Source organism: Bradyrhizobium sp. AZCC 1610 (assembly GCF_036924515.1).
Taxonomy (GTDB): Bacteria; Pseudomonadota; Alphaproteobacteria; order Rhizobiales; family Xanthobacteraceae; genus Bradyrhizobium.
The window spans coordinates 2536249-2550894 of record NZ_JAZHRR010000001.1; the positions used below are offsets into that span (position 1 = coordinate 2536249).

A 14646-nucleotide genomic window follows, 5' to 3' on the forward strand; every position below is an offset into this window, starting at 1 on the left:
TTCGCTTTAACCTTGATCTTGCGCGGGCTGTTGCGCCCGCTGGCGCTGGATGCGGCGGATGGCCTGGTCGAGCGCCGACAGGAATGTCGAGCGGTCGCGCGGCGCAAAGGATCTTGGGCCGCCGGTGACTTCGCCCGATGAGCGCAGGTCGGTCATCAAATTGCGCACCGCCAGCGTCATGCCAATGGATTGTTCGGTGAACGGCTTGCCATTCGGCGCAATCACCTCGGCGCCTGCTTTCACGCAGCGGCTGGCGAGCGGGATGTCCGATGTGATGACGATATCGCCTTTTCCCGCACGCTCCGCGATCCAGTCGTCGGCGGCATCCATCCCGGAACCGGCGGCGATGCGCTCGATCAGCGGATCCTGCGGCACGCGGATGAAATTCCCCGCGACCACGCTGACCGGCAGGCCGTGCCGGATCGCGACGCGATAGATCTCGTCCTTCACCGGGCAGGCGTCGGCATCGATATAGATGCGGGTCAGGTTCGCGTCAGGCAGCATAAGTTGGATTCGTTCCGTATTCTTGCCCGCGGGTGGTACTCCATCGGGTATCAAAATGCGAGGGAAACAGGGGTGGGAACACGCTTGCCACGGTACATTCTTTGCGTACGATAAATGGCTGAAAACAACCAAGAATAAGAGGAAACCGGCATGACCATCGAGCCGTATCGCGTCCAGGCCTACAACACCGCCAAGCAATCCGAAAACAAGATGCATGACGACACCGTGGCAAAGCGGTTCGGATTCTCAGGCGGGCTGGTGCCGGGCGTCGACGTGATGGCCTACATGATGCACCTGCCGGTCGCAAAATGGGGCCGCGCCTTCCTCGAACGCGGCCTGATCGACGCTCGTTTCGCCAAGCCGGTCTATGACGGCGAGATGGCCGAACTCACGGCAGACGAAAGCGACGGCGTGCTCTCGATCCAGGTGCAGAGCCGCGGCCAGCTTTGCGCCACCGGCACCGCGTCATTGCCGGCATCCGCCGGCTGTTTCGATTGCAAACTACAAGGAAGTCGCGGCCGTTGCGGAGCGCAAGCCGGTCAACGCCGCTTCCTACGAAGTCGGCAAATGGCTCGGCACCACGCCGCGCGACTGGGCGGGCGATGCGGCGAGCGAATATCTTGCCGATATCAGGGAAGCCGATCCGATCTACGCGAAGGAGGGCCTGGGTCATCCCGGCCTGCTGCAACGGGTGATGAACCGGACGCTGGTCGACAACGCCATTCTGGGGCCCTGGATTCACGTCGGCAGTCGCATGCAATTGCTTTCCGCCGCGAAGACCGGCGATGTGATCACGGCCCGTGCGAAGGTGATCGGCAATTACGACAAGAAGGGCCACCGCTTCGTCGAGCTCGACGCGCTGGTCGTCGCCAACGGCAAGACGGCGCTGGCGCATTGCCACCACATCGCGATCTACCAGCCGCGCGAGCAGGCGGCAGCGTAGGGGGAGGGGCGCGGCATCATCCTCAGTTCGTCATACCCGCGCATGCGGGTATCCAGTACGCCGCGGCCTCACGGTTCTATCTCTCATGTCTCTGGAATACTTGTATGGGGGTGATCAAGAGTGATCGTTGTCAGATCATTGCTATCGTCTCCTTGTTCGACGAAGACCGACATCTCCTCGTCCCGACCCCGAGACGACTAGCCGCCTGGGCGGAACGACGGTCAAGGGTGGCCGCAGGCCATCGCGGAGCGACGCAGCCCTTGACGGTCGTGAGCCCGGCGGCAGGCTTGAGGGCGGGACGAGGTTTGGCGTTAGCGGCATAGGGACGATTTCCGAGGCGAGCCCACCGTGGACGCGATACCGCGTCGCAGACTTGTATTCGGTTGATCGATCGGGACCAGAACCATGATGCATGCATGCGCATCGGGGGGCGAAGCTCCGGGGCGGCGGGTCCATTCTGGGTCGCGGCGCAAAGGCCATGTATTCCGGCGGATCACCGCCACCTCGGATGTCGTCGGCAGACTGCCGGCTGCCGAACTGTCAATCGTGTTGGGGTTGCGGAAGCTGCATGGTCAGGTTCCGGCCGGGCGCAGCTTGAGCCCCTCCGTCATCTCGCCGGTGGTTGCCAGCCGCCACAGCGCGATGAGCAGCTTGCGCGCCAGCGCCACGATCATGGTTTTGCGCGTGGCGCTGCGGCCATCTGCGGTGCGCTCGCGGAACCAGCGGACGAGCCGGCTATCCTTCTGGAAGATCAGAAAGCGCCAGGCCAGTTGGATCATGCCGCGGCGGACCCGACCATTGCCGGCGCGGGCCAGTCCCTTCTCGCGCCGGCGCTTGCCGCTCTCGTCCGGCGCGCCGGTCAGTCCAGCATAGCGCGCAACAGCTTTGCGATCGCGCAGCTTGCGCGCCAGCGCCTCATTTACCAGCATGTCGGCGGTCGCAATGCCGACGCCAAAAACCCTTGCGATCAGACGAACCATCGCGTGAGGCCTTGTCGTTGCGGCCGGCGCGAGCGCGAGCCGGCGCAACCGTTCACTTTCGATGATGTGGATCTGGTCGTGCACCAGGCGCAGCCGCTCCAGATCGCGGCGCAATTCGGCGTGGGCATTTTCCGGTAACGGTGTTCCTTCCGCGGTGTGCAGTGTCGCAAGCTTCTGCGCCGCCTTGCGCAGCCTCGGATTGAACCCGCCGATGCCGAACAGGGCGAGGACAGCCTTGATCCGGTTGACGATCCGTGTTTGCTCGCCCACGAGGCTCTCCCGCTCACGACTCGGCCGCCGCGCATCTTCTTCCGCCATGGTCGGGATCGCGACCATGCTGCAATGGCGCTTCTCGCCACGCAGCCAGCCGAAAAACGAGCGCATCAGCAGTTCCGTATCGATCCGATCGGTCTTGGCCCGGCGGTGCTCGCGGGACACTGCGATGCTTGCGGCATGGATGACGTAGGCCTCGATGGCGCGCGCCTGCAGCCAGCGCGCCAGCCAGAATCCGTCTCGCCCGGCCTCATAGGCGCAGACGATCCGCCTGACCGTCCGCCCGGCCTTGCGCGCTTCATCCTGCCAGCGCTGCAACAGCTTCAGCAGAGCGTCCGCATTTGCACCAAGCTTCTTCAGGGGCTGGCGCGCGACGCCAGGGATCACAGCCGCAACGAGCCACTTCGACTGGCTCATCTCGATCACTGCGACCAACGTGCTATCCTGTTCGAAGGCGGTGAGGGACCTGCTGGCGTCAAACGATTGCGACATGGGGTGCTCCATTGCGTGATCACGGCGCTCGAGGGTATCCACACCCTCGCCGCCGCTCCCCCCATAGCATCTGGGCGGTCAAGCCGGGCGACGACCGCCGTTGAGCTGGATGCCATCCGCTGCGAGTGGCCGCTCCTCCCTGGCTTGCCGCCATGTCGCGGGCGGCGAGCCGACCACCCGCCGGAACGCCCGATTGAACGCCGCGTCGGAGTCATATCCGACGCGTCCGGCGATCTCGGCGACACCAAGCGTGCTGTCCTGCAACAGATGCTGCGCCAAATGCATCCGCCAACCCGCGAGATACTGGATCGGTGACTCGCCGACCAGTTCGACGAAGCGTTTGGCGAGCGCCGCCCGCGAGACGCCGACTTCTTTTGCAAGCGCTTCGACGGTCCACGACCGGCCCGGCTGCGCATGAAGCAGGGTGAGCGCGGGACCCACCTGAGGATCGTACAGGCCCGCCAGCCAACCGCCGCCGTGGCCCTGCGTCGCAAACTGCAACTGCCACCGCAGCAGTTCGAGGAAAAGCGATTCGGCCAATCGTGCCAGCACGGCGCGATTGCCGGGACCCGGCGTCGCGGTTTCGCTCATCAGGTAGCGCACCGACGCCCGCCACCACTCCTTCTCCTGCGGATGCGTGATCGCCTGCACACGCCTTCCGGTGCCGTCCAGCGTCTCGAGCGTAAGGATGTCGTCGCGCGAGCGGACGCAAAGAATCGCCGGCAGCGATTTCAGCAGCGGATCGAAGCGCTGATCGGCGTGCAGAAAGCCGCAGATGAAGCGCGCCGGCGGCCCGCCGCCGCCGTGATTCACGACCGTGATCTGCTCCGCGGACGGTTGCGAATAGATGTCCTGTATCGGGACAGGCGCCAGCTCAGGGTCGCTGGCCATCACGTGCTGATCGCCGCGCGGGAACACGATCACGTCGCCGCCTTCGATGTGGATTGGCGGCAATGCCCCTGATGTCACCAGGCAATTGCCCTCGGTGACCACATGAAACGGTGTCACCGATCCTTCGGAGGATTGCAGGCGCGCCGCAAGCAGCGCCGGCGGGGATGAAAGAATGGCCCACGGATGCGTGAACTCCGCGCGAAAATGAATGGTTCCGGACAAACGCACGACGCGCAGGACTTCCGACAATACGTCCACAATCTGATCCCAAATTCCTGCTGTCGGCACGCCTGCGGGCTGGGCGAAAGCTTTTCAGAATGCACGCCCCAGTCAAGCGCTATAGCGTCGCGGCAAAGCTTCTTGGAGCCATGGTCATTGCGCTATTGACCAAGCTTCGCCACATACTGCGCAATTATCAGTGCCCAACGATAAAACAGCATACGGGAGAATATGATGCCGAGTTCAGTGAAGGATTTACTTGCAGCGGCTAACAGCTCCGTTCCAGCCATCAGCCCGCAGGACGCGAAAGCCCTGATCGAGCGCGGCGAGGTCCTGGTGGTCGATGTGCGCGACGGGCTTGAGCTGCAAAGCACCGGCAAGGTCCAGGGCGCGAAGCACGTCGCGCGCGGCATGCTCGAATTCAAGGCCGATCCCGACAGCCCCTATTATGACAATGCATTCGATCGGGAAAAAACCGTAATCGTCTACTGCGCCTCCGGCGGCCGGTCCGCGCTCGCGGGCAAGACGCTGCAGGACATGGGCTACAAGGACGTCCGCAATCTCGGCGGCTTCAAGGGCTGGGCCGAAAGCGGCGGCGCGGTCGAGAAGGTGTGACCAGAAGCGAGTAGGCGGCGGCGTAACTCGTCATTGGCGGACTTGCCCCGTCAATCCATCAGTCGTCATGCCCCGCGAAGGCGGGGCATCCAGTACGCCGCGGCTTCTCGGTTCTATCCTAAACGTCTCTGGGATACTGGATCGCCCGCCTTCGCGCCTTCGCGGGCGATGACAGTTTGAGTGTAGGGCGGCCGTGGCGGTGGCTCACGCCGCCGCCTTCGCATCCTGGATTGCCCGCCAAACCCGTTCCGGCGTTAAGGGCATGTCGATATGGGTGACGCCGTAGTCCGACAGCGCGTCGACCACCGCGTTGACGATGCAGACCAGGCTGCCGGCGCAGCCGGCCTCGCCGCAGCCCTTGGTGCCCAGCGGATTGGATTTGGCGGGCGAGGGATGGTCGCCGACTTCCATCGGCGGGATGTCTTCCGCACGCGGCAAGGCATAGTCCATGAACGAGCCGGTGATCGGCTGGCCGCTGGAATCGTAGCTGACCTGCTCCATCAGCGCCTGGCCGATACCTTGCGCCACGCCGCCGTGCAACTGGCCGGCGACAATCATCGGATTGACGACGGTTCCGAAATCATTGACGGCGAAGTAGCGCACGATTTGCACGACGCCGGTCTCGGGATCGATTTCCACTTCCGCGACATGGCAGCCATTGGGGAAAGTCGACGGCGTGTCCTTGGTGGCATGGTCGACGTCGAGCGATAGCGGCGCGCCCTCGGGCATCCTGCCTTCGCGCAAGCGCTGCGCCAGCTCCATGATGCCGATCGAGCGGTCGGTGCCGGCGATGGTGAAACGGCCGCTGGCGAATTCGATATCGCCTTCGGACGCCTCCATCAGATGCGCGGCGGCCTGCTTGCCTTTTGCGATCACGAGCGCGGAGGCCTCCACGATCGCTTGGCCGGTCGCGGTGATCGAGCGCGAGCCGCCGGTGCCGTTGCCGAAGCGGACGAGATCGCTGTCGTTCTGCTCGATGGTGATCTTTTCGAAGGGCACGCCGAGCTGCGCCGACAGCACCTGCGCGAACGGTGTGGCGTGGCCCTGGCCGTAATCGAGCGTGCCGGTCGTCAGCTTCACCGAACCGTCAGGCTCGAAGGTGATCTTGCCGAGTTCGCCGCTCGGCGGCGCGGTCACTTCCAGATACGAACCGACCGCGATGCCGCGCAGCTTGCCGCTCTTCTTGCTTTCCTTCTTCCGTCCGGCAAAATTGGCGTGGTCGGAAATCTCCAGCGCCTTGTTGAAGACCCCTGCGAAATCGCCGCTGTCATAGGTGACGCCGGAGGCCGCCGCGAACGGCAATTGCGACGGCTTGATGAAGTTGCGCTTGCGCAGCGTCAGCCGGTTGATGCCCATCTCGTCGGCGGCACGGTCGATCAGCCGCTCCATGTAATAATTGGCCTCGGGCCGGCCGGCGCCGCGATAGGCGCCCATCAGCGTGGTGTTGGTCAAAACCGTCTTGATGTCGACGCCGAGCAGCGGCGTGCGGTAGACGCTCGCAAGGTTCTTGCCGGTGTTGAGCGACAAGGGGCCGGGCGCGACGCCGGTGATATAGGCGCCGAGATTGCCGTAACCCTGCAGGCGCACTGCGAGGAATTTGCCCTCAGTATCGAGCGCCAGTTCGGCATGAATGAGCTGCGCGCGGCCATGGCTGTCGGACAGGAAGCTGGTCGAGCGCTCGTCGGTCCATTTCACGGGGCGGCCCAGCGCCTTCGCCGCGTGCAGGATGCAGGTATATTCGGGATAGCTGACGTTCTTCATGCCGAAGGAGCCGCCGACATTGGCGGTCAGGATGCGAACCTTGTCGTTCGGCACGTTGAGGATTTTCGCCAGCGTCACCTTGTTGCCGGAGACGCCCTGCGTCGGCACCTGCAGCGTGAAGCGTTCGGCCGCCTTGTCAAAGGCGGCCAGCGCCACGCGCGGCTCCATCGACACCACGGCGACGCGGGTGTTGACGATGTCGAGTTTTGTCACATGCGCAGCAGCAGCGAACGCCGCGTCGATCTTCGTGCTGTCGCCATAGTGATAGTCGAGCGCGACGTTGTTCGGGATGTGATCGTAGAGCAGCGGCGCGCCGGGCTTGGCGGCCTCCGCGGCATCGGTCACGGCGGGCAGCGGCTCGATGTCGAGTTCGACGGCCTCCGCCGCATCGCGCGCCTGCGCCAGTGTTTCGGCAACCACAAAGGCCACGGGATCGCCGACAAAGCGGACCTTGTCGGTCGCCAGCGCCGGACGGTTGGTCTGCAATAGCGGCGAGCCGTCCCGGCTCTTCAAGGGCAGGCCGCAGGTGAAGGGGCTGTAACCGGCCGCTTCGAGATCCTTGCCGATCCAGACGCCGAGCACGCCCGGCATCGCCTTGGCGGCAGCGGTGTCGATCCCCTTGATGATTCCGTGGGCATGGCTGGAGCGCACCATCCAGCAATAGGCCTGGCCGGGCAGGGTGAAATCGTCGGTGTATTTACCCTGGCCGCGCACCAGCGTGTCGTCTTCCTTGCGGCGCACCGGCTGCCCCACACCGTATTTTTGCAGTGCGATAGCGTTGTCCAGGGAGGAGGCCGACGTGTGATCTTGCATCGAAAAACACCTGAAATGCTTGGGATTCTCTCGGATTTCTTGGGTTCCGCGAGTTCCCGCTGAGATAACGCACCGCGTCATGCCCGACAACGCCTGATTGGGCATAGTCCTATGTGATGGGTTGTTGCGTAGCCCCTTGGCGCTGTTAAAGTTTCCGTGAACGGTAATTTTCTTCGGCGGCCCGGAAGCGGCCGCGGAAAGACAGTTTTGATGAATGAAGATACGCGGCTGCGCGAAGGCCTTCAGGCTCGCGCAAGCCCGTCAGGGTCGATTGCGGCGGCCACGGCAAACGGTGTCTATGCCGCGCTCGACCTTGGCACCAACAATTGCAGGCTTTTGATCGCCAGTCCGGCTGGCGACAGTTTTCGCGTGGTGGATTCGTTTTCGCGGATCATCCGGCTGGGCGAAGGTGTTTCCGCAACCGGTTCCATCAGCGAGGCGGCGATCGACCGCGCCATCGCAGCGCTCAGCATCTGCAGCGACAAGATCCGCTACCGCAAGGCCCGCCGCCTGCGGCTGATCGCAACCGAAGCCTGCCGCGCCGCCGCCAATGCCGACAGCTTTCGCGCCCGCGTGGCGAGCGAGACCGGCATCCGTCTCGAGGTGATCGATCGCGAGACCGAAGCGACGCTTGCCGTGATCGGCTGCTCGCCGCTGCTCGACGTAAAGGGGCGGGGCGCGATCCTGTTCGATATCGGCGGCGGCTCGACCGAACTGGTCCGGATCGAGCGCGATCCCGCCGAGCAGAATGCGACGCCGCGGATCCAGGCGTGGATGTCGATCCCGCTTGGCGTCGTCACGTTGGCCGAGCATTTCGGCGGACGTGACGTCACGGCCGAATCCTATGCGCGGATGGTGCGCGAAGTCGCGCAACATGTGGCGCCGTTTGCCGCCGAGCACGGCTCGGATTTGCGCGACATGCACATGCTGGGCACCTCCGGCACCGTGACGACGCTCGCCGGTGTCCATCTCAATCTGGCGCGCTACGACCGCCGCCGCATCGACGGCATCTGGATGAACGGTTCCGACGTCACCACGGTGATCCAGCGGCTGCGCGGCATGAGCTATCAGGAGCGCGCCAACAATAATTGCATCAGTGTCGAGCGCGCCGATCTGGTGCTGGCCGGCTGCGCGATCCTGGACGCGATCCGCGATGCCTTCCCGCTGCCGCGGCTGCGCGTCGCCGACCGGGGCCTGCGCGAGGGTATGCTGGTCGAGATGATGCGCGAGGACGGCGCGCTGAGGCCGTGCTGAGGCGCGGGCGCTCTGATCTGTCAGATTGCGTATCTATCTATGGACTGGCTTCAGTCGAAAAACGTTGCGCTATGCTCAAAAGCGGGAAAAGCGGCTGACGGTCAGCCGCTCTTCCTGCAAAGTCCGGCCGGCGGACCGAGCTAGGCGGCGCGCCGGATCTCTTCCATATTTTTATTGATCTGCTTTCCGGCGTCGTCGGCCATTTTGAGCGACATGTCGGCTATCCGACGGCTGCTCTCCAAAGCAGTTTCCACGGTCTCACGCAGCATATCACTTTGTACGGCTGCAAAGTCCTGAGGCGTTCGGCACGTCCACAATTCATTCATGTGGTCCATGTTCTTCTCGACCTGATTCCGAACCAACTGCAAATATTCTCGAGACATTCCGCCCATTACTTTGGCAGCAGCGGTGCTGGTGTAAAGTATGGTTTGGGCGCTGCGGGCCGACCGTTCGGTTGCCTGTTGCACCCCGTCTCCCGACAAGCCGAGCGTGCGACCAAATTGCTCGGTAGACCGGCCCATGACCGTGGTCGCCATATCCAGACCGAAGCGCCAGGCGTTCTGTACCGTCTCGGCGTTTTGCTTGAGCAGGTTGGCACTTGCCCGAGCCACTTCCTCGCCGGCCTCAGCCGCAACCTGTCCGATACGGCCGGCCTGTTCAGCTGTCCTCTCGCCGGTGCGGCGGGCTGCGTCTTCCATGCCTTGCGTAGACTTTTCCTCCTGGCGTGGGTTTGCCATCTTCATTCTCCGCTGATTGCAGGTTGATGACTTGCCCCGGCCCCTTCCCGAGCAACGCAATCACTGTGCGCCCGTTCCAGGTCTCCCGATATTTCGGTGATCCTCTCAGGAACGCCCGCATGTCTCGGTTGTGCCGCGGACTGGGTGGCGCGGCAGGTGGGCTATTTCGCCGATCTTGTTATATTTCCGTGTGCCCGCTATGGGGCTGATGGCGACTAGAACCGAATGGGCGTGGCACTCATCATACTCGAGTCGGTGCGCGTCCGGTTGCGTGCTATCAAATTCCAAGCTCTGGGCCCGGCTGACATAAGAAAAGTACCGATATGGCAAAAGACACCACCGGACGGCTGCACGTCACGGTCAAGAGCGGTGGCAAGCGCAAGCTGTCGTCGAAGCTCTGGCTGGAGCGGCAGCTCAACGATCCCTATGTGGCGCAGGCCAAGCGGGACGGCTATCGCTCGCGCGCGGCCTACAAGCTGATCGAAATCGACGACAAGTATCATTTCCTCAAGCATGGCATCGCTGTGGTCGATCTCGGCGCCGCCCCCGGCGGCTGGAGCCAGATCGCAGCCAAGCGCGTCGGCGCGGTCAACGGCAAGGGCAAGGTGGTGGCGATCGATCTGCTGGAGATGCCGGAAGTCCCCGGCGTCAACTTCGCGCAGCTCGATTTTCTTAGCGAGGACGCGCCCGAGAAACTGATCGCCATGATGGGCGGTCGCGCCGACGTCGTGATGTCCGACATGGCGCCCAACACCACCGGCCACCGCAAGACGGATCAGTTGCGCATCGTCGGCCTGATCGAAACTGCGGCAGCGTTTGCCACCGACGTGCTCAATCCCGGCGGCACGTTTCTGGCCAAGGCCTTTCAGAGCGGCGCCGATGCCGAACTGGTCGCGCAACTGAAGCGCGATTTCGCCAGCGTCCGTCACGTCAAGCCGGCCTCCAGCCGGCAGGATTCCTCGGAGCGCTACGTGCTGGCGATGGGATTTCGCGGGCAGCCCACCCGGCTTTAAGCGCAACTTTTACGCGGCCGCGATCGATGATTGCCTGCCTGGTTGCGGTGCGAGCGGCGCTGACGCGCAGCCTGAGTAATGCCTATTGGAACCTTTTCCCGGATGGCGCATACTACCAGCTCGGCGCGGTCTGTTCATTCGCATGCAGCCTGACGCCAGCAGCAGTTCTGCAGCGTACGGCGCATCCGTCTGGGAAGGAGCTTTCCCGTGATGGAGCACAGGGCCAGAGTTGGTAATCGACTGTTAGCTGCATTGCCGCCAGCAGACCTTAAATTCCTAGTGCCTCATTTCCGAATGGTCCCGCTTGAACGTGACGCCGTGCTGATGCGGTCGGGTGACGTAGTCGAAAAGATCTATTTCCCTCTTAGTGGATTGATCGCCTTCATCATGGATATGCCGAGCGGGCAAACGGTCGCGACCGCTCTCGTCGGCAACGAGGGAGCTGTGGGCATCCTGTCGACGCTGGGGCCTTCCCGCTCTCCGATGACCGCGGTGGTGCGGGTGGCGGGGACCACGTTGCAGATTTCGCCAGCACGGTTTCAAGCGGTGCTCGACCGCAGCAGCGCCTTGAATGGCGCGGTTCAGATCCTCTCCAGGGCGCTGATGGCACAATTCCAGCACGTCGCGGCCTGCAATGCGCTACATTCGGTCGAAGCCCGTCTGGCGAGATGGTTGCTGCACGTCCACGATCGGCTTGATGGCGACACCCTGCCACTGACGCAGGAGACGCTTGCGGAATTTCTCGGTGTTCGGCGAACGACGGTGACGCATGCCGTTTGCAAGCTCCGCGACTCGGGTGCGGTCCGATCCAATCGGCGGTCCTTCATTGAGATCGACAGGCCGCGACTCGAAGCAGCGGCATGCGAGTGCTACCAGCTCATGCGCCGCAGGATCGGTCGGATCGTCTTGCCGGAGGAGATGACGCCGCCGGGGCCTGTCCGGCATCCCCGCGATCGACATGCCTTGTTTGCCGAGGCAGAGGAGGTTCATCGCCACACGCCAAGCCAGAGAGTGACCGGCCCCCGCTCGAGGGGCCATTGACGAGTTGCAGCAAGGGCTTCAGCCGCTCTACGCTGATTACAGGCTGAGAAAGGCCTTTAGCTTGAGCCGCTTCTCTGCTGGCTCGTGAACCCAGGCCTCCCTGGCAAACCATTCGTGACTGGCCTCGCAGATCGAGCAGTAGGTGCGCGCGAAAAACACCGGACTGCAGCGAAATCTCTCCCGATCCGCTTTCATGCCGGTCGGGATAGCGCGCCCCGTCGCGGGGCATTTGATCATGACGACGCCCATCTGCTCTTCCGTCCCTGGATTTTGTATTGCGGCATGTCAGGTCGACATCGGCTGGAATGCGCCCTTCTCGTGGAGCGCTCGTTCCAGCCGATCCTGTCGGGCTGCGAAAGTGACTTAGAACCAGGACGCTTTCTGCAGCATGCCGGCAAAGCTCTTCTTGACTGGATCGGCACTCTCGGTCGCGATCTTGCGGGTGAGCTCCCACATCTCCCGGTTTTGTGCTGCCGTGGCTCCAAAGTTCTTGCAGCCCTGTGCGGCGGAGAGCTGCAAGATTTCCGAGGGCGACTTCGTACCCATCAGATGGGTGAGAAAATCGAAGGCGGAGCTGGTGTTGGCGGCCGAGAACTCGATCAATTTGGCGGCGTAGTCCGCAGCGCCTCTTGCGTTGGTTGAACAGGATTCCAGGAGAACGTCGGTGACTGCTCCCGAGGCAATCTTCATGTTCTCGATGCCTTCCTTCGCCCGCGTCATGTTCTGCTCGGCGATCCCATTAAAGATCCCAGGCACCGCGAAGAACGGCATGTCAAATCCGCGCTTTTCGTGTGGTCCGGCGGCTTTCGGGTTCGGCGTATTGTTATTCACGTCAACGTTCATATTGGCATCACCCACGGGTTTTCATCCTTTCAAGCGACTGAAATCAATAACGATCGGATTTTTGTTCCCGGACCTTCCGAGGCGCGTGCTGTGCCGCAGAGACGGAGCCGAGAACCATTTCCCCAACCTCCAACAAGGGCAGGTGCTGCCGCGGATGACCGCCTCGCGCCCGCCTATACCAAAGTATATGACGGACTGGCGCCGGGGCTTCCGTTCGCTTTCTGACTCTCACGGCGAATTTTTAAATGTTGGGTGTCCTACATACCGGCAATGGAAAAACTCTTGGGGAGGCTCGGGCCTTCGGTCTTGCCGGTGCTGCCGTCAGGTGAGGCGTAGCAGCGCCCGGTCAGCCCAGCCGCTGATCGCGCGCGTCCTCGGTGCCTTCGCTGGCGGCCTTGGTCGCCGCTTTTTCCGCGCCCTTGCGGCTGGAAATCTCGACCGCCTTGCGGCCGGAGATTTCGTGGCCGGCGTCATCGGGCATCTGCCAGAAGAAATACGCCGACGCCGCCGAGATGACCGCGACCACGAGGAACGCCGGCGGGAATACACCGGCGCTCAGTTCGGTGACGTGCTGATAGAGCATGGTCGATTCCACCGAGAACGCACCGATCGCGACACCCGCGGAAATCGCCAGTTGCTGGTTGACGCTGACCAGCGTGGTGGCGCGGCTCATCTGCGCCGGCTCGACCTCGGCATAGGCGACCGTATTGATCGCGGTGAACTGCAGCGAACGGAAGAAGCCGCCGACGACAAGGATGATGAAGATCAACATCAACGGCGTCGTCACCGTGAACAGCGCGCAGGCGGCGAGGAAGACCGCGCTGATGACCGCATTGACCGTCATCATGTAGCGGAAGCCGAAGGCGCGGATGATGCGCGCGGCCAGCGTCTTCATCCCCATGGCGCCGACGGCCGAGGCAAACGTCACGACGCCGGACTGGAACGGCGTCAGCCCAAAACCTTCCTGCATCAACAGTGGCAGCAGGAACGGCAGCGCACCGATGCCGAGCCGGAACAGGAAGCCGCCGATGATGCTGGCGCGCATCGTCGACAGCCGCAGCAGCGAGAAATCCAGCACCGGCGATCCGGTCCGCCTCGCATGCATCACATAGAGCGTCATCGAGATCGTGCCGACCGCAATGAGGCCGGCGACAACAGGCCAGGGCAGCAGGCCGAGGCCGGCGACCGAGAGGCCGAAGGCGATGCCGGCAAGGCCGATCCCGGCCAGCACCAGTCCGTAGAGATCGAAGCGCTCGGGATCCTCGCTCTTGATCGGGTCGATATACTTCATCGCCATGAAGATGCCGAGCAGCCCGATCGGGATGTTGATCAGGAAGATCCAGTGCCAGGAGAAGTAGGTGGTGATGAAGCCGCCGAGCGGCGGGCCGATCACCGGCCCGATCAGCGCCGGCACCGTCACCCATGTCATCGCATTGACCAGCGCGCTCTTGTCGATCGAGCGCAACAGCACCAGCCGCCCGACCGGCGTCATCATCGCCCCGCCCATGCCCTGCAGGATGCGGGCGATGACGAAATGGGTGACGTTCTGCGACAGCGCACACCCGATCGACCCGATCATGAACACGCCAATGGCGATCGAGAACACCATGCGCGCGCCGAACCGATCGGCGGTCCAGCCGCTGGCCGGAATGAACACCGCGAGCGAGAGCAGATAGGAGGTGATGGCCAGCTTCAGCGTCAGCGGGCTGGTGCCGATATCCGCCGCGATCGCCGGCAGCGAGGTCGCGATCACCGTGGAGTCCATGTTCTCCATGAACAGGGCGGTGGCGACGATCAGCGGGATCAGGCGTTCTTTGGTCATCGGAATCGGCGGACCGGAAAACGAGGCGGGCGAGGGGGCCTGTATCATCCCGTCGTCACACAAGCCATTGCGGAACCGGGCAAACCACCTAAATCCTGCGTGACGCTGGTATGCACCGCGCCAGCCGCTGGAGGTCCGCATGATCTATGTGCTTGCTGCCTTGTTGCCGCCGCTCGGGCTGCTGCTGAACGGGCAGCCGTTTTCGGCGATCTTCAACCTGGTCCTGATCGTGTTTTGCCTGGTTTTCGGGCTGATTTTCCACGTCCTGCTGCTGGTGCCCTCGGCGCATGCGTTGATCGCGGTCCACATGAAGCGGGAGGACCGCCGCCACCGCGAGGTGGTGGAGGCGATCCGCCAGCACGGCCCGCCGCCGGGATACCGGCCCTAAGGCCGTCGCTAACCCCTTGGGATTGCGGCTTTTCCCGAAAAGCCTGTGCATAGCAGT

13 protein-coding genes and 1 pseudogene are annotated in these 14646 nt (G+C 63.3%); 6 read left to right on the forward strand and 8 right to left on the reverse strand.

The annotated features are described in order from the left end of the window. Positions 1 to 6 precede the first annotated feature (6 nt). A complete protein-coding gene (locus V1279_RS12035; RefSeq protein ID WP_334435779.1) occupies positions 7 to 504 on the reverse strand; it encodes a YaiI/YqxD family protein in 498 nt (165 codons plus the stop codon). A 150-nt stretch (positions 505 to 654) separates the two neighbouring features. Here V1279_RS12035 and V1279_RS12040 point away from each other — a divergent pair. Next, positions 655 to 1447: pseudogene (locus tag V1279_RS12040) on the forward strand (hypothetical protein). Between the two features lie 572 nt (positions 1448 to 2019). Here the strand turns inward: V1279_RS12040 and V1279_RS12045 are convergent. Beyond that, positions 2020 to 3192, reverse strand: coding sequence for an IS110 family transposase (locus V1279_RS12045; protein ID WP_334435782.1), 1173 nt, complete (start codon positions 3190 to 3192; stop codon positions 2020 to 2022). A gap of 78 nt (positions 3193 to 3270) precedes the next feature. Then, positions 3271 to 4341 carry an AraC family transcriptional regulator gene (locus V1279_RS12050; RefSeq protein ID WP_334435784.1) on the reverse strand — a complete coding sequence of 357 codons (1071 nt, stop codon included), beginning with the start codon at positions 4339 to 4341 and terminating at the stop codon, positions 3271 to 3273. Positions 4342 to 4536: 195 nt separating this feature from the next. On the opposite strand from V1279_RS12050, the gene V1279_RS12055 reads away from it, so the two are divergent. Then, complete coding sequence (locus tag V1279_RS12055; protein WP_334435786.1) at positions 4537 to 4917, forward strand: rhodanese-like domain-containing protein; 381 nt, start codon at positions 4537 to 4539, stop codon at positions 4915 to 4917. Positions 4918 to 5121: 204 nt separating this feature from the next. Here V1279_RS12055 and V1279_RS12060 read toward each other — a convergent pair whose 3' ends face one another. Continuing rightward, a complete protein-coding gene (locus V1279_RS12060; RefSeq protein WP_334435788.1) occupies positions 5122 to 7491 on the reverse strand; it encodes a xanthine dehydrogenase family protein molybdopterin-binding subunit in 2370 nt (789 codons plus the stop codon). Between the two features lie 210 nt (positions 7492 to 7701). Here V1279_RS12060 and V1279_RS12065 point away from each other — a divergent pair, with 210 nt between their 5' ends. Continuing rightward, complete coding sequence (locus V1279_RS12065; protein WP_334435790.1) at positions 7702 to 8745, forward strand: Ppx/GppA phosphatase family protein; 1044 nt, start codon at positions 7702 to 7704, stop codon at positions 8743 to 8745. Between the two features lie 140 nt (positions 8746 to 8885). On the opposite strand, the gene V1279_RS12070 is transcribed toward V1279_RS12065, so the two are convergent. Then, positions 8886 to 9482 (reverse strand): phasin family protein, encoded by a 597-nt coding sequence (locus V1279_RS12070; RefSeq protein WP_334435793.1) that lies wholly within the window; start codon positions 9480 to 9482, stop codon positions 8886 to 8888. Between the two features lie 323 nt (positions 9483 to 9805). Here V1279_RS12070 and V1279_RS12075 point away from each other — a divergent pair, with 323 nt between their 5' ends. After that, entirely contained in the window at positions 9806 to 10495 is a 690-nt protein-coding gene (locus tag V1279_RS12075) for an RlmE family RNA methyltransferase (RefSeq protein ID WP_334435796.1), read from the forward strand. A 207-nt stretch (positions 10496 to 10702) separates the two neighbouring features. Beyond that, on the forward strand, positions 10703 to 11536 hold the full coding sequence (locus V1279_RS12080; protein WP_442894758.1) for a Crp/Fnr family transcriptional regulator: 834 nt from the start codon (positions 10703 to 10705) through the stop codon (positions 11534 to 11536). 36 nt (positions 11537 to 11572) lie between these two features. Here V1279_RS12080 and V1279_RS12085 read toward each other — a convergent pair whose 3' ends face one another. The 3 genes from V1279_RS12085 to V1279_RS12095 form a co-directional block, all read right to left on the reverse strand. Beyond that, a complete protein-coding gene (locus V1279_RS12085) occupies positions 11573 to 11785 on the reverse strand; it encodes a hypothetical protein (RefSeq protein ID WP_334435798.1) in 213 nt (70 codons plus the stop codon). 114 nt (positions 11786 to 11899) lie between these two features. Continuing rightward, entirely contained in the window at positions 11900 to 12379 is a 480-nt protein-coding gene (locus V1279_RS12090) for a phasin family protein (RefSeq protein ID WP_334435801.1), read from the reverse strand. Positions 12380 to 12725: 346 nt separating this feature from the next. Beyond that, positions 12726 to 14201 (reverse strand): DHA2 family efflux MFS transporter permease subunit, encoded by a 1476-nt coding sequence (locus V1279_RS12095; RefSeq protein ID WP_334435802.1) that lies wholly within the window; start codon positions 14199 to 14201, stop codon positions 12726 to 12728. 139 nt (positions 14202 to 14340) lie between these two features. On the opposite strand from V1279_RS12095, the gene V1279_RS12100 reads away from it, so the two are divergent. Next, positions 14341 to 14589, forward strand: coding sequence for a hypothetical protein (locus V1279_RS12100; RefSeq protein ID WP_028346604.1), 249 nt, complete (start codon positions 14341 to 14343; stop codon positions 14587 to 14589). The last annotated feature ends 57 nt before the right edge of the window (positions 14590 to 14646 follow it).